This is a genomic window from Corynebacterium bovis DSM 20582 = CIP 54.80 (genome assembly GCF_030408615.1).
Taxonomy (GTDB): domain Bacteria; phylum Actinomycetota; class Actinomycetes; order Mycobacteriales; family Mycobacteriaceae; genus Corynebacterium; species Corynebacterium bovis.
This window is the reverse complement of sequence record NZ_CP047188.1, coordinates 1-18812: the sequence shown is the minus strand read 5'-3', so window position 1 is coordinate 18812 and position 18812 is coordinate 1. Positions and strand designations below refer to the sequence as shown.

Annotated in this window: 19 protein-coding genes; 1 reads left to right on the top strand and 18 read right to left on the bottom strand. The window is 67.6% G+C overall.

Annotation, left to right across the window (positions count from 1 at the left end):
* Positions 1-141 precede the first annotated feature (141 nt).
* The 14 genes from CBOVI_RS10630 to CBOVI_RS10565 all read right to left on the bottom strand — a co-directional run bounded on the left by CBOVI_RS10630 (position 142) and on the right by CBOVI_RS10565 (position 14400).
* The gene (locus CBOVI_RS10630; RefSeq protein ID WP_010275378.1) at positions 142-723 is read right to left on the bottom strand and encodes a hypothetical protein; all 582 of its coding nucleotides are present in this window, start codon (positions 721-723) and stop codon (positions 142-144) included.
* Positions 723-1457 carry a hypothetical protein gene (locus CBOVI_RS10625; RefSeq protein WP_043363561.1) on the bottom strand — a complete coding sequence of 245 codons (735 nt, stop codon included), beginning with the start codon at positions 1455-1457 and terminating at the stop codon, positions 723-725. The genes CBOVI_RS10630 and CBOVI_RS10625 overlap by 1 nt, the downstream gene beginning before the upstream one ends.
* Before the next feature lie 2 nt (positions 1458-1459).
* Entirely contained in the window at positions 1460-2995 is a 1536-nt protein-coding gene (locus tag CBOVI_RS10620) for a peptidoglycan DD-metalloendopeptidase family protein (RefSeq protein WP_010275386.1), read from the bottom strand.
* Positions 2996-2998: 3 nt separating this feature from the next.
* A complete protein-coding gene (locus CBOVI_RS10615; RefSeq protein ID WP_010275389.1) occupies positions 2999-3262 on the bottom strand; it encodes a transposase in 264 nt (87 codons plus the stop codon).
* Positions 3263-3265: 3 nt separating this feature from the next.
* Complete coding sequence (locus CBOVI_RS10610; protein ID WP_232626040.1) at positions 3266-5023, bottom strand: putative type IV secretion/conjugal transfer ATPase; 1758 nt, start codon at positions 5021-5023, stop codon at positions 3266-3268.
* Complete coding sequence (locus CBOVI_RS10605) at positions 5014-6081, bottom strand: hypothetical protein (RefSeq protein ID WP_010275396.1); 1068 nt, start codon at positions 6079-6081, stop codon at positions 5014-5016. Before CBOVI_RS10605 ends, CBOVI_RS10610 begins: the two co-directional genes overlap by 10 nt.
* A 137-nt stretch (positions 6082-6218) precedes the next feature.
* On the bottom strand, positions 6219-7691 hold the full coding sequence (locus CBOVI_RS10600; protein WP_010275398.1) for an SCO6880 family protein: 1473 nt from the start codon (positions 7689-7691) through the stop codon (positions 6219-6221).
* Positions 7692-7701: 10 nt separating this feature from the next.
* Positions 7702-9495 (bottom strand): hypothetical protein, encoded by a 1794-nt coding sequence (locus tag CBOVI_RS10595; protein ID WP_010275401.1) that lies wholly within the window; start codon positions 9493-9495, stop codon positions 7702-7704.
* An 11-nt stretch (positions 9496-9506) separates the two neighbouring features.
* A complete protein-coding gene (locus tag CBOVI_RS10590; protein WP_010275404.1) occupies positions 9507-10358 on the bottom strand; it encodes a DUF8175 domain-containg protein in 852 nt (283 codons plus the stop codon).
* Positions 10359-10395: 37 nt separating this feature from the next.
* Positions 10396-11052 (bottom strand): DUF8175 domain-containg protein, encoded by a 657-nt coding sequence (locus CBOVI_RS10585; RefSeq protein ID WP_010275407.1) that lies wholly within the window; start codon positions 11050-11052, stop codon positions 10396-10398.
* A 90-nt stretch (positions 11053-11142) separates the two neighbouring features.
* Positions 11143-11445 carry a hypothetical protein gene (locus tag CBOVI_RS10580; RefSeq protein ID WP_010275410.1) on the bottom strand — a complete coding sequence of 101 codons (303 nt, stop codon included), beginning with the start codon at positions 11443-11445 and terminating at the stop codon, positions 11143-11145.
* A gap of 10 nt (positions 11446-11455) precedes the next feature.
* Positions 11456-11785: a hypothetical protein gene (locus CBOVI_RS10575; protein WP_010275414.1), complete on the bottom strand. Its 330-nt coding sequence runs from the start codon at positions 11783-11785 to the stop codon at positions 11456-11458.
* Between the two features lie 123 nt (positions 11786-11908).
* Positions 11909-12634: a DUF6668 family protein gene (locus CBOVI_RS10570; RefSeq protein WP_308726333.1), complete on the bottom strand. Its 726-nt coding sequence runs from the start codon at positions 12632-12634 to the stop codon at positions 11909-11911.
* Complete coding sequence (locus CBOVI_RS10565) at positions 12634-14400, bottom strand: cutinase family protein (protein ID WP_010275423.1); 1767 nt, start codon at positions 14398-14400, stop codon at positions 12634-12636. Before CBOVI_RS10565 ends, CBOVI_RS10570 begins: the two co-directional genes overlap by 1 nt.
* A gap of 142 nt (positions 14401-14542) precedes the next feature.
* Between CBOVI_RS10565 and CBOVI_RS10560 the strand changes: the two genes are divergently transcribed.
* Positions 14543-14941, top strand: a complete 399-nt coding sequence (locus CBOVI_RS10560) for a hypothetical protein (RefSeq protein ID WP_157998218.1) — start codon at positions 14543-14545, stop codon at positions 14939-14941.
* 70 nt (positions 14942-15011) lie between these two features.
* Here the strand turns inward: CBOVI_RS10560 and CBOVI_RS10555 are convergent, their stop codons facing one another.
* The 4 genes from CBOVI_RS10555 to CBOVI_RS10540 form a co-directional block, all read right to left on the bottom strand.
* The gene (locus tag CBOVI_RS10555; RefSeq protein WP_139016756.1) at positions 15012-15638 is read right to left on the bottom strand and encodes a DUF8176 domain-containing protein; all 627 of its coding nucleotides are present in this window, start codon (positions 15636-15638) and stop codon (positions 15012-15014) included.
* 388 nt (positions 15639-16026) lie between these two features.
* Entirely contained in the window at positions 16027-16989 is a 963-nt protein-coding gene (locus CBOVI_RS10550; protein ID WP_139016757.1) for a hypothetical protein, read from the bottom strand.
* An 82-nt stretch (positions 16990-17071) separates the two neighbouring features.
* Entirely contained in the window at positions 17072-18289 is a 1218-nt protein-coding gene (locus CBOVI_RS10545; RefSeq protein WP_010275434.1) for a hypothetical protein, read from the bottom strand.
* Positions 18286-18810 carry a hypothetical protein gene (locus CBOVI_RS10540; protein ID WP_010275438.1) on the bottom strand — a complete coding sequence of 175 codons (525 nt, stop codon included), beginning with the start codon at positions 18808-18810 and terminating at the stop codon, positions 18286-18288. The genes CBOVI_RS10545 and CBOVI_RS10540 overlap by 4 nt, the downstream gene beginning before the upstream one ends.
* Positions 18811-18812 lie beyond the last annotated feature (2 nt).

Below are 18812 nucleotides of genomic sequence, written 5' to 3'. Positions count from 1 at the left end.
GTGGCGCTCATAGGCGGCACCTCCCGGGCCGGTGCAGAGGCGATGACGATTGCGGTGGGCACGCCTGCACCACCGGCACCTGGTGGGCCGCCGGGACGGTTGCCACAGCCACCGCCGCCGCGGCGGCGGCCGCCCCGGAGGTCACGGCCGCACCCCACCGGAGACGGACGGCCCCGCCGGGCCCGCCGGTGTGATCCCGTCGGCGGCCCACCGCCCATCCACGCTGACCAGGTGCACCGTCACACGCATCCGGGCCAGGTCCGATCGGGACCCGTCCGGGTAGGCCAGCGTCTGCTCCACGGTCGCATCGACCAAGCGAGCAGAATCGTCGACCGGATCATCGCGCACCGTCGCGGTCGGCACGATCGCCCGGACCTGCGCACCCGCGGCAGCCCACCCGTCCCACCCGGCAGGCTTCGCCAGCACCCCGGACGCCGTCCGGGGGTGGGTGGCCTGGTCGCGCAAACCGCCGGCCAGCAGGCGGTCGGCTGCATCGACCGGAATGTCCAGCGGACCGGACTGGGCCGCCGGGGTCCAGCTCAGCAGCGTGGTCAACACACTCATCGCCGCAGGTGCCGGGTCGAACGCGACCGGATCGATCACCGCGGTCTCGTCCGAGCCGGCAGGCACGTCCGACGAGTTGGACCCGCAGCCGGACAGCACCAGCACCACCGCCACGGCCAACGCTGGCGACAAACCCCGCAGTCTCGACTGGCGGCCCATCAGCTATCTCCTGGCAGGTTGTCGATGACGTTGAGGTTGTCCAGCCGCCACCCCAGATCCGTTTTGTGCACCCGCACCGTGGCCACCAGCGACAACTCACGGGTATCCGGCCGGCCCCCGCCGACGGCAACCTGATCGATCTTGACCACCCTGGAGAAATCCGTGTCGGTATCCCGCGGGTGCTGATCGCCCAGAATCGTCACCTGCGGGGTAAACCGCACGCCCCGGTCGGACCAGTCGATCCACGCCGACCACGACATGGGAACCAGTGTCGTCAACCTGGTCTCGTTGTCAGCCAAGTACGTGTTGTTCCACACCGAATGCGCCCGGCGGAACGCCTCAAACTGCGTGCCATCGTCAACAGGACGCCAGGCAAACGATGCGGCCAGCCCCTGGGTCAGCACACTGGCCGGATCCTTCTCGTCAATACCGTCAGAAAAAACCGACCGGTCGAGCGGCACATACGACCGGTCAGCCAATCCGTCGCCCGAGCCGACCTGCACCACCGACGTCTCCGCTGTGCTGTCGCTGTCTGCCGGGTCTGGGCCGTCCTGACCGGTCCCGGCAGCCTTACTGGTCGACGCCTGCCCCGGATGCTGCTCAGCCGGCCCCGCCGGCTCAGCCTGGTTGCCCCCGGTCGAGCATCCCGCGCATCCCAGCGCCACGGCCAGGCCCGCGGCGACCATCCGCCGGCCGGCACCCACACCCCGTGCCGGGGTCGTCACCGTGTTCATGTTCACTTCTCCTCCTTGATCCGCCTGGCCGCGACCAGGTCACTGAAATGGCTCAGTGGTTCTTCCTTGACCTGCTGGCCGAAATCCGGCGCATGAATCATCGTGGTCTTATCAATGGCAATGCCGACGTGGTGGGTATCCGATAGTGATCCGAAAAACAGCAGGTCGCCTGGCTCAATCGCATCCAGGGGGACATCAACCAACCGCGGATCATGCAGCTGGCCAGGATTGGAATCCGAGCCGGTGAAGTGCGGCATCACCACCGCACCCCCCGAGGCCTGGGCGTAGGCGTACAAGGTCAGGCCGGAGCAGTCGAAACCACCACCGGTCGGGCCATTGGCGTCACCGCCGCCCCAGACGTAGTCCTGGCCTTTCTGCCGGCGGGCGGCCTCAATCGCCTTCTTCGCGAACTCGCTGGCACTGGCCGGGATGCCCCCAGAACCACCCCCGGGTGGACAATCGTTGCCGCCGGTCGGTGCGATGTTGCCCTCGCTGGCTAGCAGCGCGTCAGCATCCGCGGCCCACTGCTTGTACTCGCCGCGCAGGTCCTCCCGGGGTCGTTCGGTATCCGCCGCGATCTCCCACGCCTCCTTGCCCGGGTCCGACAACTCGGATGCGGTATCAAAGAACCAGCTGATCTGCTTATCCCTGTTCATTCCGTCGGCGACCGGCATGTTCATCGGCACCTGAATCTGGAACAGGCCCACACTCATCCCATCACCCGGGGCGACACCGTCGTTGGGATAGTTCAGCGACTCCGGCACCGCCCGAGACGCCAGCATCCGGTAGCTCGACTCCTGCGAGGCGGCCATCAACGCCGCCTTGATCACATTCGGCGACGCGCCCCGGCCCTTGCCTGCGGCGATGATCGCCCGGACGTTGTCCAACTGCCGGGCATCCAGCGATCGCCCGGACGCGGCAACCGGCACATCCGCACCCGGTGCGGTCGCCGCACCACCAGATGCCGGGGCCTCGCCACCGCCGCCGTTGCCGATTTTGGCCAGCCACGGGCCCGGGTCCTCCTGCTGGCCACCAGCCAGGCGCAGACCCCGAGTGATCTCGAAGTGCAGGTGCGGGCCACTCGACTCACCAGCATTGCCAATATCGGCGATGTGCTGGCCGCGGGTCACGTGATCGCCGACATGCACGTGCACCCCGCCGGGATTCATGTGCCCGTACACCGTCGACCGCGGCTGGCCAGCAATGGTGTGGTCGATGACCACCCACCCGCCGAAGCCACTGACCCCCTGGTCGGCCGCGGCAACGACCTCACCGTCGGCGAAGGCGAAAATCTTCGTGCCCAGCGGGCCGGCCAGGTCCTGGCCCTTGTGGAACCCACCGTCGCGCGGCCCGAACGGGCTGGACATGGTGACCTTGTCTTTTTCTGCCGGGTACGCGAAGTCACCGTCAACCACCGCTGACCCGCCTGTACCCGGGGCCGTGCACTGGTTGTCTTCGTCACCGGCACCGATGAGGACAATGATGAAAACCACCACCAGGCACACCACCAGCCCGATGCTCACCACGCGCGCCTTCACCGGCTAGTCCTCCCGTCCCGACAGCACGTCGATTTGTCGGCGCAGCTTCCTGATCTCTGCCTGGGCCGCCTCCATGGCGGCGTAGGTCGGCCGCAGGACGTGACCGTCCGCACGCGCCCACTGGGTCAACCTCTGCCGGGATACACCGTGGACGTCATGGACCACCGCGGCCGCGTCGACGATCGACAGGCCCTTCCTGAGCCCATCGAGGAGCAGATCGACCGCGTCGGCACGGACCGTGGGACTGTACTCAGCGACAAAACCCATGGTTCACGCTCCCACCGGGGATCGTTCGGCGGCGGCGTACAGATCATCGAACCGCTTGTTGGTGTTGTGCAGGTCCAGCTCGACCTCGGTGAAGTGCAGCACCGTCTGCAGCGGGATACCCGGTGCACCGTCCTTGCTCGGCTTGATCATGAACCGGCCCCGACCAGGCGGTGGCGCCTTGCGGCCACCACCCCTTGATCGCTTCGGTGTCGCACCCCGCGACCAGGACACCACCCTGTCCGCCTCGGCAGAGGTAAACCGCAGCGTGTTCTGCAGAAGATGGATCTCCTCCATCGGCAACCCACCGCAGACCACCGCCCCGGCCCGGGCGATAAAGCCTTTGGCTTTCTTCCTGTCCTCCTCGGTCGGCAACGCCTCCAGGTCCTCGCTGGTGTGCGTGATCTCGTACAGCGCCGTGCCATCCGTACGGTTGAGTCGGCTGATCTCGTCGACACGGGCCACCAGCCCCGGGGCTGCACCGAGGGTCTGCCACATCTCGTCCAACGTCAACGCGAAGTACTTCTGCCGACGCAGCCCCACATCGGCCAGCGTGTGCGCGGCCTCGACCGCACCGAATGCCGCCGACCAGGCCGACAGGATCACGGCAGCCTTCATCGCAGCATCGCCCCGGTCGACGCTGGAGACGTCCATGACCACCGCCGTCGAGTCCACGCTGATCGGATCAGTGGTGTGCCCGTTGAAGATCTGACCGGTCGCACCGTCGAGCAGGGAATTCAGCGACAGGATCAGCTCATCGACCCGGGCGAACCACTCGGCCTCGGTCCTCGCCCGAGCGATGCGCCACAACTCCGGAGTGCCGCGGTCGAGGTGATCAATCAGATCCGCCACCAGCGGCGGACTCGCCCAGTCGAACCCCGAATCTTCCGAGGCGTACATCTCACGCAGCGCACACGAGATCAACGTCGTCTCGTAGTCCTTGACCGGGCCCGACCGACCCAGCGACAGCAGCGAGGCAACCATGGTCACCTGCCGGTGGCGGACCTTGTCCTTGACCTCGTCAATGACACCGAGCTTCCCCTCGGCAGCCAGCCGATCCCGATTGTCCTCCAGGATCGGCACGATCCCGCCCAACGCCCCGGCATCGAGCGGGTTGATCCGCCCCTTCCCCGGAGCCAGGGTGATCACCTGGCCCCCGACCTGCTCGGCGAAGCCGACGTACTCGCGCTTAATATCCCCGGCGATGATCGGCACGTGCCCCTGGGCGACATGGTTCATCAGGATCTTCCGGATAAACGTCGACTTCCCCAGACCAGGAAGACTCATCACGAAAGCCGACGGATTCGAGATGATCCCCTCGGCAAACCAGCTCAGCGCATCGAATCCGACATCGACACCGGTGACGACGTGACGCCCCAAAGGTGCGCCGATCATCGGGGCCGGAGCCCCGACCACGTTGGGCTGGAATCCCGCGTTCAGGCTCGTTGCGGTCTGGTACCGCCGCGCCTCTCCCACCGCCCGGGCGTATCCGCCGCCGGGGGCGGCATAGCCACGTCGTGAGGCAGCCGAAAACGTTTCCTCGAACGCCACCGGGGCAATACCGGCCTCGGCCCGCTTGATCCGATCCATCCGATCCGTGACATCCCGGTTGCGCGACTTCCACCGCGCGAAGGCCATCCCGTCGGTCTCGTGCCACCGCGGTGCCTCAGCCGTTCCATCCAGAATCGCTGCGTAGAGCACCCGGAACCGATCGTCGTCACTGGCGCGCGACCGGCCCTTGAGCCACTTCGGAATCATTCCCATGCCTTCGTCCTTCCATTGTCCGCCGGCGTCTGCCGAATTGCCGTGGGACCAGTAATCCGGTCGGCCGCGGCAATGTGCTGCCATCCACACACCCCGACCCCCAGACCCGACAGCACGCCGGTGGCCATTCGCCCCCGGCACCGTCGGACCTTCAGACCGACCTCCGGAGCCAGATCCACCGCAGCCCGCAACGCCACATCCGCGGCCTCATTGCCCACCACCGTCAGCACCGCCCACCGGCGCCCCTGACCCGTGGCCAGACCCTCACCGACGCCGTCGGGCAGCACGTACGGGCGAAACATCCTGGTCCGACGCAACAACCCCGACCCGGCCGCCTGGCCCAGATTCGACCAGTCCGCCATGATCTGATCGACCACACCGGCAACCTGGTCATCGGAGATGTCGGCGACGAACGCCACGCACCGACGCAGATCACGGCCCCGGTCGTGGTCACCGTCCGAATCGACAGGCCCGGCCCCGCTGATCGCGCGGACAGCGGGAACGTCGAGCACGACCTCCTCGTTGAACACGTCCCAGCCAACCTCGTTGATTCGGCCGAACGGGATCTGCACCCCCGTCAACGCCCGGGCCACGGCTGTCCCCGCCGCATCAGCCGTCATCGGCCTGGCCGACAGGCCCAGGGCTTCGGCATGGTCGTAGAGCTGGGGGATCCGCAGTGAGACCTCGGTGGCCAACCGGCCCATGTCGCGACGCTCGGCTTTGCCGACCGCCCTGAAGGTCGTCGCAATCCTCGGGGCCGCTGCACCGGCCCCGGCTTCGTCGATCGTGGCGGTGCATACCATCTGCTCGACCCGGCTGATCTGGTCCTCCCACTCCCGCCACGAGGACTCGTCGACCAGCGGCGAACCCGCCTCCTGCTCCGGGTCGAACTGGGGCAACGACAGGTTCACCGTGCCCTGCCGGCGACCATGATCCAGGAACATGCCGGTATCGAACCCCCGGACGTCTCGCTCCTCGACCAACCTGGTCTGTCCCAGCTCCGGCCGGGGCGACGACCGTCCTGAACCGGATCCGGAGATCCAATCGAGCAGCCGCATCGGCCACGAACCACTCCGTCGACCCCGCGGTACTCCAGCACCGCCGCGTCCTGTCACCGCTGCTTGACCGGTTTTCTGTGCCATGCCTGCTCTTTCGTGTCTCTATCGCGTGTCTTTGTCTCGTCTGTGCCTGCCGCTCACCGCAGGGTCCGTGCCACGGTGTTCAACCCGCTGGAGGTCACACCGATCCCGGCGGTGATGGCGAATCCCGCATCGTGCATGCCCTTGTACGGTTCCAGCCGAATCGACGCCTGGCTGGCCGCCTGCCGCACCGCGCTGGACACACGCCGAGCGTCATCGTCCGGCCCGAGCGTGGCGGTGTACATCAGCGAGTACAGCCCCATCTGTGCCCCACGGCCGACCTCGCGGCGGGCCTGGTCAGTTTCCTCGGCGCGAATCGTCGCAGATGTCTTGGTGATCGACTTGGAACTGTTCATTCCAACCAGGGCATCCTTGTGCTCCCGCTCAACGATCTTCGATCCCCGCTCGGAGCTGATCGGGAAGTAGATCAACGCCAACCGGCCACGCGGAATGTTGACGTTCGGCTGCGCCAGCGGACGCAGCACCCGGTCCTCGAACGTCGACGCCGGGGCCTCGACCATCTCCCAGGTCATCGACCGGCAGTTCTCGTGGCAGTACACCGAATCCGACGCATCCGCGTACCCAGGACCAACGTCGTGCCAGGACAGGCCGTGGCTGCGCCCTTCGACCCGCAGCGACTCGAACAACGGCTCGGTCGACGGATCGTAGAAGCTGTGCACCCTCGACACCACCGCCTCATAGTCCATCGGGGCAGCGATGATCCCGGCCCAGGCCAGCTCGGGGTAGATGTTCGGGATCAGGTAGTTCAGGTTGTCGATGAAGCTGTCGTCGAGCTTCTCGGTCCGATCGATCGCAAACGTGATCGCCTTGTGGCACTCCAGCTCCGCACCGGCAGTCGACAACTCGGCGGCAGCCTCCGCCTGGATCCTCCGGGCCAGCTCAGGAGAATTGGGGTCAAGCTGGGCCGAAACCTCCTGCTCGGCCAACTGTCCCGTGGCCGGACGGTGCGAGATCACCGTCACGTCGCTGACAACATCGCCCGACAAGCTCAACCCCGCCATGAACCGTCCGTAGTCGGCGGTGTTCTGGTCCCGCTCGGCGATCGTGCGGTCGACATCACCGGTCAACTGGCAGTCGAAGAACACCGTCGCCCGGTTGTTCGGCCGATCCACAGCGATCGCATAGGCGTTGCCCGCCGAATCAACCGACTCGACCAGCTCAATCCTGGCCAGCGGACCGGGCGCGGCAAACCTACCTCCCGGCACCTTCGAGTCCGGGCCCGAGACGTACAACCCCTCCCCCCGCCGGGTTCGTCTGCGCGCCTGCCACGACAACTGCATCACTGCCGCCATCGACCGGCCTCGAACAGGCACCGCCACCACCGCGATCAACCCCGCCCCACACAACGCAACCACCAGTGCCACCAACGGTCCGAGCAACACGAACGTGCCGATCACCGACACGAACGTCACGGCGATCATGACCGTTGTCTTCATCGAGATCCCGCCCAGACCAGTCGTGGCCGGCGGCCGACCCAGCGTGTACGTCCTGATTTCCGCTGCTTCCACTCCAACCCACCTACCTTCTGATCTGACCCGGATGACCGGACGAACCGATGCTGTCGTCGAACAGCATCCCGGTGTGCTGCGACACCGCTCCCGCGGTCCGCCCTGCAGCACGGGCAATACGCGACGCGGCCGCAGCCCCCCGAGCGACCGTCGCCCCACCCTGGCCGACACGGGCCATCGCCGTTCCCGCCGCGCCACGGACCCGACCAGCACCACCAGTTCCACCAGACACGTGTCCTGCGGCACCACCGCCTCCGGCCGATCCAGACCCCGGTGACGCAGACTCACCTGCCGCATGATTGGCCGACGTCGCCACCGCACCGGACCCCGCCGGCGCACCCGCACCACCGCCGGAGCCGGCCCCCAGCCCCCCACCGCCAACAGCAGCACTGCCTCCGGTGGACCCGGCATGAGCGTGACCGGCCCCCGAGGCACCGGCACCGGCTGGCGAGGCGGCGACACCAACACCACCGGAACCGGTGGTCGCGGACGCCCCCGATGCCCCGGCCGGCATCCCCGCCGGCGACGCCGACGACGCACCGCCGCCTCCACCGACGCCGGATCGGCCGGCACCGGTCGCCGAACGGGACGCGGCGGATCCGGTCCTGGCAGCCCCTCCCCCGGTCGCCGACTTTCCTGCACCGGTGGCTGCCTTGCCGGCCATGCCGGCAACACCACCCATGCCGCTGATCGCCCCGGCCGCAACAGCGCCGGTCACCCCACCGAGAGCCCCACCCATCGCCGCGGAGTTCGCTCCCCCCATCGACGCCATGCCAGGGATGATGACCTTGACCAGCGACAGGATCGAAAAGCCCGCCAAACCGACCGCCAAGCCGCGCACCGCAGTCCACACGATGCCGTCGCCCTCAACGTTGTCGTGGACCCAGAACGCCACGCAGTAGAACAGTGCCGCCACAGGCTTGTACAGCACCAGTGCGATCAACCAGTTGCGCGCCGACGCCAGCGCCTGTCGGCCCCAGTCGGTCGCCGAGATCCCCGCGAACAACGGCATCAGGCCGATCAGCACCGGAAGGATCAGCACCCGGGCGACCATCGCCAGAAACTGCACCGCCGATCCGGCGAACGCCAACCCGGCGATGAACAGCATCACCACAGGGCCCGCCTGGTCGTCGCCGAGGTTGACCCCGTCCAGGAACGACTTGGAGTCCGACGCGCCGAAGTTCTCCAGAATCGCATGACTGAGCACATCCGTCGCACCCACCGCAGAGAAGATTCCAGCAGGAAGAACAATCGAGTACAGCGCAGCATTCCAGAACATCCCGCCGACTTCCTCGAGGCCGTCGGCGACACCCTGGCGGCGCAGCCACACCATCCGGGACCCGACGATGATCAAGTTGACCACCATCGCCCCCAGCACGATCACCCACATGATGTTCACCACGCCGGTCGAATTAGACTCGACCATGGCCTTGCCCATGTCGAAGTCCATCCAGAACGTCATCACCATCTGCAGGGCCTGCTCATTGCCCTCGATGACGGACTTGGCGAACTTGCCGACCGGGTCACCCCAGAACTTCGACGCCGCGTTTCCCGCCGCCGTCGATAACGCATCCCCGGGATGATCACTCGCGCCCTGGATGGTGCAGTTGACGTTGTCCAATCCTCCCCTGACTGGTTCGGGGAGCTTGTCGAATATCCAGTCGTCTGCACCCTTCCATAAGATGGCGGGTCCGCCGTGCTCCTCCTTGCACTGGGCGAAGTCCTTCTGGAAGTCGTTCTGCTGCGGCTCCGCCGAGGCCGTCCCCGAACCCACAAGCAGCACAACGACAGTGACGACCAGCACAGACAACCTGTTTAGTAGTCCCATTGGACCGCCTCACCATCGATGGAGTCGACCATGTTTCCGCCTGTGTTCGTGTTCTTGTCCATGTTGAGTTCCCAGTGGCCGCCAACCCACTTCACCGGCAGCTGGAGAAGGGCGTACCTCGGTCGATCCGCCTCACCGGTATTCATGTCCGGGACAGGAAGGAAGTACTGGACGACAACCTGGTCGTCGTGGCAGCTGAGGTACTTCACGGCAGCCGGAGCGACCATCTTCGTCCTGTCGCGTGTGATTTCCTTATCTGGACCTCCAGGAATTGATTCAAGCTCCCTCTTCTCTTCTTCAGAGAACCCGAAGAAGTTCCGAGCTGATGAATACCCAATTTCCCCACCAACATTAAACAGGGAGAAGTAGTTCCATCCTGCAAGAGCTGCACCCTGCGGGGTGTGGCTGTACCCGCTGGGAATCGACTCGGTGATCCCGGTTGGTCCATCGGTCGAGCTCCACAGCGTGGACATGGTGTGCGTCCGCTGCGCCTGGAGGTCACCGGGCACGCGCGCATAGCTCGACTTGTCGCACGCATTGGCCGGATCGACCGGATGCTGCTCCAGCACGTCCCCGTCGGGATTCGACGGGACCACCACGCGCCGACCCCAGAAGTCAGAGTTCACGTTGCCACCGCCGCCGGTGGTGGCCATGCCGGGCTGGCTTGCCGGCGTCGACGTCTGCTGGCTCGCCTGCGGTGCAGACGTCTCCCCGTCTTTGTGGCCGCGCGACGACAGCCACACCATGGCCGCGGCGACGGCAATGACGACGACGACCGCGATCGCCGGAATCCACCACCGCGATCGCCGGCGGCGGGGCTGGGGGTATGCATCACTCATGCGCAAAGCTCCTTGAACTAGGTTGGTCTCACGGCACTTAGCCGTGATGTCCTTGGTTGTCGGCAGACAGGTCGGTGAACCCGTCGGTGTTGTCCACCGGGGTGACGTGTACCCCGGCCTCGCGGGTCGGATTGACGACCCGCCAATCATCATTAATCCATTTCAGCTGGACCGGGTACACCCCCGTCCAGGTCTCCGGCTGCCGGTATTGGGCCGCAACGATCACCTGCGCCGACTGCTCGTCGTAGTCGGCTACCTTGAACCCGGTGAACCGCGGGGCGGTCTCCTGGTCGACCGACCCGGAGATGTTCGCCAGCGCACGGGCCTGGACCCATTGATCCCGGCCCGGACCCGGGGCCAGGACGAAGTCGGCCACCTCCTGGGTGTCCTCGTTCGGTGCCAGCGACATCAGGGCTTGGCCGTTGACGGCCGCCAGCACCGCGCCCTGGGGAGAGTGCTCGTATCCCCGCCGCACCGGTGAGGTCTGTCGCGGACCCTGGTCGCCTCCGGGCACCTTCACCCCCGACATCGACGACCAGGACACCGGTGCCGGTGGGCTTGTCAGGTCCACCTGGCTGCCGCCGGCGGCATCATCGGATGAACACGACGACACCGCCGCCGCGGCCGTCACGACGGCGACCACCCCGGCCACGGCACGCCGGCCGGGGACTGTGACATCAACTGTGATCGACACGGGCGAAAACTCTCCTTATGCGCTGTCGGTGTTTCTGCAAGAACATGGCGGTCGCCCACTCCACGAGAAAAAAAGGGGGAATCGACCGGATCAGATGGGGAACGACTGCACCAGCCAGGTCACGATCTTCGGGGCGGCGCACACCATCCCGATTCCGATGGCCCACTTGGTCCACCGGGCCTGCTCGGAGGTGGCGATGCCGGCCTCGCCGCGGTTGCGGTCGATGGCCATCATCGAAAACAGGATGATCGTGGCGCACACGGCGATGAACAGCCCCAGGTACATCCCCCAGCTGACCATCAGATCGAGGAATCCGGTGACCTCGCTCGGCGTGCCCGTCCACGGGTGCTGGGGCGGGCCTGCCGCGACGGTCGCGGTGGCGGTGTCGTCCATGGGATCCGTCCTAACCGCTCATCGCCGCGTCGAGGATCCAGCTGACCAACGTCACTGCACCAACGATGCCGGCGATGGCCAGGGAGATCGTCAGGAACCGCTCGGTGGCCTCCTCGGAGTTGCCACGCTGACGCGAGATCGCCGCCCCGGCGAACGCCGCGATGACCGCGATGATGGTGATGAAGATGCCGATGTACTTCGCCCCGCCGATGATGCGGTCGAACACCGGTCCCAGGCCGGGCGGGGCCTCCATGGTCCCTCCGGAACCGGGCACGGCCTGGGCGAGATGAATGATGGTCTCAGGGGCCTGCGACGAGGCGAGGATGAGCTGGTCGACCATGGGTCAAAAGGTCCTTTCAGGAAGTCAATGTCAGGGGTCAACGGAGTGCCGGACGAATGATGAACAAGGGCCCACAATCCCGGCGGCGGCCCTCGGCCGCGTCTGCTGCACACCACGGCCACCTCACCCCGCCTGGTTGATTCGGGTGAACAGGCTTTTGCAGCGTGTGAAGATCTCCTCGGCAACGTGCGTGACCTCGTCGGGAAGCTCACGCAACGGATCGACCCGCGACCGGCGGCCCCGCCGCCTGGCACCGCCGGCTGTCAGGTCCCCTCCCATCGATGGCTCCCACGCCGCAGGAAGGTCGTCCGGGACCACCGTCCGCCACGCCGGGATGTGCGGAATGGTCCACACGTTGCCTCCCGGAGCCGCCTCGACCAGCCTTGCCATGTCTCCGGCCAGCGCCTTCGGCACCCTGCCAGGGCAATCCGACACCAGCACCACCCCAGCCAGCGTGGCCGCCCCAGCCGCCCCCGTGCCGAACTGCAGGACAGCCCTGTGGGCCGCCCGCAGTCCCGCCCGGTGCGGGTTGGCGACCAGAATGCAGATCGCAGGATCGTCGGCAGCCGGGATCACCTGGCCGGCGTCGGCGAACGGAGCCATGATTGACGCACAGGTCGTCGCCCCTGCGCCTCCGTGGACGCCCACAAACCACCCCAAATGCCGGTCGCCGCCAGCTGGCCTCAGCGCATTCTCGGCGACAGGTAGCAGCCCTGACCCCGTCGGTGGGTTGACCACCGGGGCCAGGGAACCCGGTCCATCGGACCGGACGAGCCCGCCATTTGTCGGTGCTGGCCGATCCCCCGATCCCACCGGTGCCACCGGCACCGCAGAAGATGCTGCGGCCATCAGCGATCACCTCCGATCGTGGAGGTCTGCTCGGACGGTTCCGCCGTCTGCGCAGTCGCCTCGGCGGCACTGTGCGAGCTCGTCCCCGACACACCAGCCGCAGAAGCGCTCGTCGCCGACGCCGTGGTCGACGTAAGCGTCGACGCCGCCGAGGTGTGGACCGAGATTCCAGACAGCGCCCGGCCGGCTGCTTCGGTGTCAAAGTCGCTCCTGGCGGCGGACTCGCCCAGCGCACCGGATCGACGATCCCGTCTCGAACCAGCGGTGAGGTCCTTAGCAGTGAACCCGCCGGCGTCTTCGGCTGCGGCAACGGCCCAGTCGACGCTGGCATCGACTGCCGTTCGACCGTCAGCCATGACCGGCCGCGCATCGTAGCCCAGGTGCTCGTTCATCGACTTCCACCGGGACAGCTCCACCGCCAGCTTGGCGACGTCCGCCGCGCCCAGACCCGCCTGCTGAAGCGAACTCATCGCCTTCCGGGTGAACACCGACGCATTCTCAGGCTTGATCAGGTCGAGACCCGCCTCAGAGAACTTGGCCATCGCCACCGCCCCGGCGGCTGACACGCCACCGGTAGCTCCGGCAGCACCGATGGCCGCAAGGTTGGCCGGAGACAGCGTCTTCTTCGCCGTCGTCACCGCCGCGCCCAGCGCCATGCCTCCCAGGTCCGCCATCGCCGGTACCAGACGATCCTCGATGGTCGTGCCGGCGGCCACGTTGCCCTGCCCGCCAACACCCTTCTCAACACCAGAGATCGTGTCTCCGATCGCATCGCCGGCAAGGCCAATCGCATCACCGGCCCCACCCCGACCAGAAAGACCCGGAAGCCCTCCAGACGCTGAGCCGGACGAACCCGCCGAGCCTCCCGGGTGGTCAAGCTGCGCGCTCGTCGACTTCGCCGAGGAGATGAACCGGCCGATCATCGCACCGGCGTCCCCCAACGGATCACCGGCTGCCGAACCACCCGACCCGGTCCGAGAGCCAAGCCTGCCGGACGACGGTGCATGGGAGCTGGACGCTGAAGACGAAGCCGAGGCCGGAGTCGACGTCACCTCCTGGGCCGATCCAGATGACGTCAGCGATGCGGTCGAAGAAGAATCGTCCAGGGTGAATCCACCCGGTCCGAAATCCACGTCAGACGCAGACACTCGGTTGACGTCGCTGACCGCCATGGCCTGTCCCAGCCCGTCGGCGAGGCGGCCCAGAGTCCCCACCGGATCAGTCAGGTCCGTGGCCTCGGCCATGCCCACCAGCGCTCGGGCGGTGGTGGAGTCGACAGGTAGCCCGCAGACCATGTCACCGTTGAGGCACCAGGACACGACCCGGTCAGACACCGCGCCGTAGCCGTCGATGCCTGTCTTGTCCTGGCTGATCCCGCCGCCATCCGGCGTCGGGTACGCACTAAGGCCCTCGGTGGCCTCCTTGACGTCTCCCGAGCCGACCGAGTCGTGCCCATCGACCTGAGTCGGGGTTGCCGCGGTCCTCGTCGGAGTCGCAAACAGGGACGACAAGACCAGGCGATCAGCCGGGATCGGGCCACGGCCGGCGCCGATCATCTTCGTCACGTTCGAGATCACCTCGCCGCCCTGCGAATACCCCATCAGCCCGATCGCGGTGTCAGGGCACCGGTGGGCCACCTGGCGGATCTGGGCTACAGCACGGTCGACACCGATGTTCATCGAGTCGACGTACGACGTCGTGTCACCGGGATTGGCCTGTGGCAGGCCGGGGAAAAACGCGCCCCCGGCCGTCGCCGGATAGTTCACATACGACCTAGACACCCGAGGCGTTCTAGCCCCCGGCCCGGATCCCAGCTCGGATCCCGGCCCGGACGATGCCGAGGCAGAAGATTCAGTTGACGTCGGATCCGAGGTTGGATCAGCGGTCGGCTCCGCAGTGGAGGTCTGCGTGACCGGCGACGACGTCACCGGCACAGCCGCGGCACTCTCAGAGGCACTGGCAGAAGAGATCTCGGAGGCGAGGCCACCGGACCGGTCCCGGATAAGACCCTCATTGGCCTGGTGGTTGATTCTGTCGAAGACGTGGGCGAAGAACCCCTGGTCGGTATTCGGATCAGAATTCGGATTCGAGTCGAGGGTTCCGTTGACGAACACCAGGTGCAGGGCCGGGCACGTTCCAGCCTGGTCACCGCTGGAGGTGTCGGGGGACGAGGGATCCCGGCGGGCTGTCGCCGCCGCCGATGCTGGATCAGCTGCAGCGACCGGAACACCACAGGTTCCGATCACCGACGCGGCAACGACAGCAGCAGCGACCGCGGTGGCGGTCCGGGCAGGGGGTCGAAGATGAGTCATGGCGAGGGTAACGCTCCTTGTGCACTGTGAGGTGAGGTGTCGAAATGGACGTCGCGGCCGGCGCTCTAGCCATCGGGTGCGGCAGTGATCTCCTTGATCCGCCACTTGCCGTCGCCGCCGCGAACCCCGTCGATGACCTGCCGGTACGTTGTTGTCTTGCCAGCGCCGGTGACTTCCAGGCTCGCCTCGACGCGGTTCAAAGACTGCGGCGACATCGTCAGGCACCAGGTCGATCCGGCGGGGATCTGGCGCAAAACGTCGCGCCAGTGGTCCACCGCCGCTGCCTTGACCGCCTCGGGGTCACCCGCCTTGTCGCCCAAGCCCGCACGATCGGGCTTCGGCAGCAGCATCGACGACGAGTCGTCGAGAAGATCAGGAATCGCCGACGGATTGTTGGCGAAGTACTCGGTCTCGAACGAGACGATCGCCGACCGGAGGTTTTTCTGCCCCGGCTCGGCGACCCCCTGGTCCTCCGACCGGTGGCACCCGCCGGCCACGACGGTCTTCCGGGAATCTGGATCCGTCGCAGGCCGGGGCCTCGCGGTCGTCATCGGGGCTGGAGACGGCTTCGGAGCCCAGACCGCCGGCGTATCCGGCGCCGCAGCAACCGGGTCGATGTCCCTAGTCAAGCCACTGGCCCACACTCCGGCAGCGACCGCCGCCGCAGCACCGACGACCACGACGGCCGCCACGACTCTCTTCGTCGTGACGATCCCTGACAAGCGACCTGGAGCGAAATCTCGTCCGCCACGGCCAGATCTCAGTCCCGCCTGGCGTGCATCTCGATCCCGAAGGTCATCGACGAACTCATCGCCATCATCTGAATCGGATGCCACGGTCCAGTCGACGCCGCCGTCCGGGCACTCAGTCGTCGTCGAGCCGGGAGCGCCCTGCAACGGGTCAGCGCCATCAGTCGTCCAATCCCGAACCGGACCAGACACAGGCCGAAGCTGCGGCTGACTGCCATCAGACTCGTTGTCGCGTCGAGGTTGTCCCGACAGGTTCGTCCAGTCCATCGCGTCCCTCTCCAGATCGCTTTCTTTCTCCTGTCCAGCCGACCCCGTGGGGCCTGCTGGTCGGTCAGTCGGTGGTCCAGTGCGCCTCAGCACCGAACCCGGCACCGGTCCGGTCGTCGCCAACACGCCAGTCACCACGCCGCGGGACCAGACCGCGGACCGTCTCACCGGTGTGCACGGCCGCATCGATGGCCGGCCGCCACGCTGCCGGTGCCGCGAGGAAGCCATCCGTGCCGTCAACCCGGTAGTCGACGCCGCCGTCGTGCCAGGTACCGACCTCGACCTCGGTCGCGGCTGCAGGACGCCCGGACGGTCCGGTCGCCGCGGCCGTGATCCGAGTGCGGTACGGCACCGTGGTCCAGGACACCTGCCCACCACCAGCCGGGGTGGTCACCCGACCGGACCCCGAACCCAGCACCGACGCAGACGGAGCTTCCGGAACTTCCGGAGACACAGGTGCCGCCGGGGCCTGCGGGGCGTCAGCCTCGACAGGCGAGGAAGGCTGCTCAGCCGGCTGGTCCGGGGCGGGATCACCGGCACCGGTATCGCCACCGTCGGTGACGCCGTAGTCCGGCAGCATCTCCGCCGGCATCTCCCCCACCGGCCCGGTCTCACCCTGATCGGTGGATACCGGCTCCACGTAGGCGGGCTCGACATACGCAGGTGCGGTCTGGGACGGCTCGGCGGTCACAGCAGTGGTGTCCGTGTAGGCAGGCTCGGCGGTCGCCGGCTCCGTCTGGGCCGGCTCCGTGTCAGTCGGCGCGGTGGTCGTACCCGGCTGGGAGGCCGGCCCGCCACCGGTGGCCGCCGGCGCGGTATCCGGAACAGGGGCCGGGCTGGTTGTTCCCGGCTGAGTCGTCGGAGTGTTCCCCGTCGTGGTCACGGTGTCATCGGTCGTTCCCGGCTGGGCCGGTGCCGCCGAGGCAACCCCGGCCACCCCGACTGCCGAGGTGACCGCCACTGCGACGGCGGCGGAGATTCTGGTCAAACGCTTCATGGTTCCACGTCCTTCTTCGTTGTCGATCACTGATGCTTGGTACTGGTTGGTGTGCTGGTGTCTCGATCCACAGCCGGAACCGCCGACACGGTCGGTGGCTAGCCCATCGGTGTCACCCACCCCCGGCCCCGTCGCCGTCGCTGCCGCGGGCCGCATCAATCGCCTCAGCCGTCGCCTGATTCGGCACGGAAGCGTCCCGGCCAAACCGGACCCTGGCCCGGGACAGCTCGTCACCAAGGTCACTGACCTGCCCGGATAGGCCATCGACCAGGCCGTTCCATCCGGCCACATCCCCGGAGGCCCCCACCTGCCGCCAGGAGCGCCCAGCCTCCTCGGCCCGCCCAGCGACCCCGGACAGGTCCGCGGTCCACCGGTCGGCCGCCGCCGGATACCCCACCGGGGTTCCCGGCCGAGACCGGTCCCACCGGGCAACCGCCCCGGCGTGTCGCCGCGCGGCATCGGCCACACGCTCGAACCGGTCGGCCACCGCCGCCCCGGCCTGGCCCACGTCCTGCTGGCCCTGACCATCCAGGTCACTGAAACCATCCAACGCCTCAGTGACACTGCCCGGGCCATCGACCGCAGCATCAACCAGGCCCCACAACTCCACCGCCGGGTCAGAGACCGTCCCGTCGGCAACGCCGTGGTCATCCAGCAGGCTCGCACACTCGGCCGATGCGCGGATCCGGTCCATCGTTGGACTGTTGGGCACCGGGTCGGCACCGAACAGATCCGCCAGCGCTGCCGATGCCTCACCGGCGACGTGGCCGACCTGGTTCTGCCACCGGCCAGTGGTCTCGGACAGGCGAGCCTGGTCGGCATCACCCGGCCCCGGACCGGCGGCGGCATCCAGCGTCCCGGCCGCGTCCGCCACCCGGTCAGCAGCCACACCCACTCCCGGGGCGAAATCAACCCCCCGCGGAGTCTCCGGGCTCGGCACCCCAGACGGGGCGTCGATACCGCGCAGACCATCCACCGCAGCACGAGTGGTCCCGGCGATCTCGGCGACCACCCCGGCCCGTCGCGTCCAAGCGGAGTCCACCGGCTCGCCGATGGTGTCCTCCACCACCCGAGAGACCCGGTCAGGACCATCGACCACCGGCGCAACCGCGCGACAGACCTGCCGGTAGAAATCCACAACATCGGTGTGCACGATCCGCCGGGAGTTCTCCGCGACCTCGGCGGTCGCCACCGCCGGCCGGTCGGTGGCCTGGGACCACACCGCGACACCACCACCGGCCACCGCCACGGTCAGCACACCGGCAGCGCAACCACGGCTGTGCTCGGCCAACCACCGGCCCACCCGGCCCCGCTCGGACGATCCGGTCATGCCACGGTCCCCCTCGCCCCACTAGCCGGTCTCTGCAGCAGGCCCGGCAGCACGACCGATGCTGCGGCCGCGGAAGCCGCCGGGGTGTCCACGGCGACGAACCGCCGCCACTGCCAGGGTCCGAACATTTCGTCGAACAGGCCCCAGTCGGCGTCATTGTCGGTGCTGAACCGGTTGTCGGGCCAGCCCAGGCCGACGATGTCGGCAACCAGGACCAGCGTCCACCGCCGGCCCACCCCGCCGTCCGGCGGGACCAGGCAGGCCTGCCAGCACGCACCGTCGGCGCGGAACCGCTCGCTGACCGCCATCGCCGTTGCCCCATCCGCCGGAACCGGGCAACCGAACCAGCCAGTCGCCGACCACGACAACCCGTCAAGGTCGACCACGTCCCTGGCCGATCGCCCGCGGCGGCCACCGCCGACACTGCCCACCCCGGACGGGGCGGACGGCACAGCATCCGCAGCAGACGCGGCAGCCACGGGCACGGGGCCAGACGGGGTGGTAAACTGGGTGCGCAGCATCG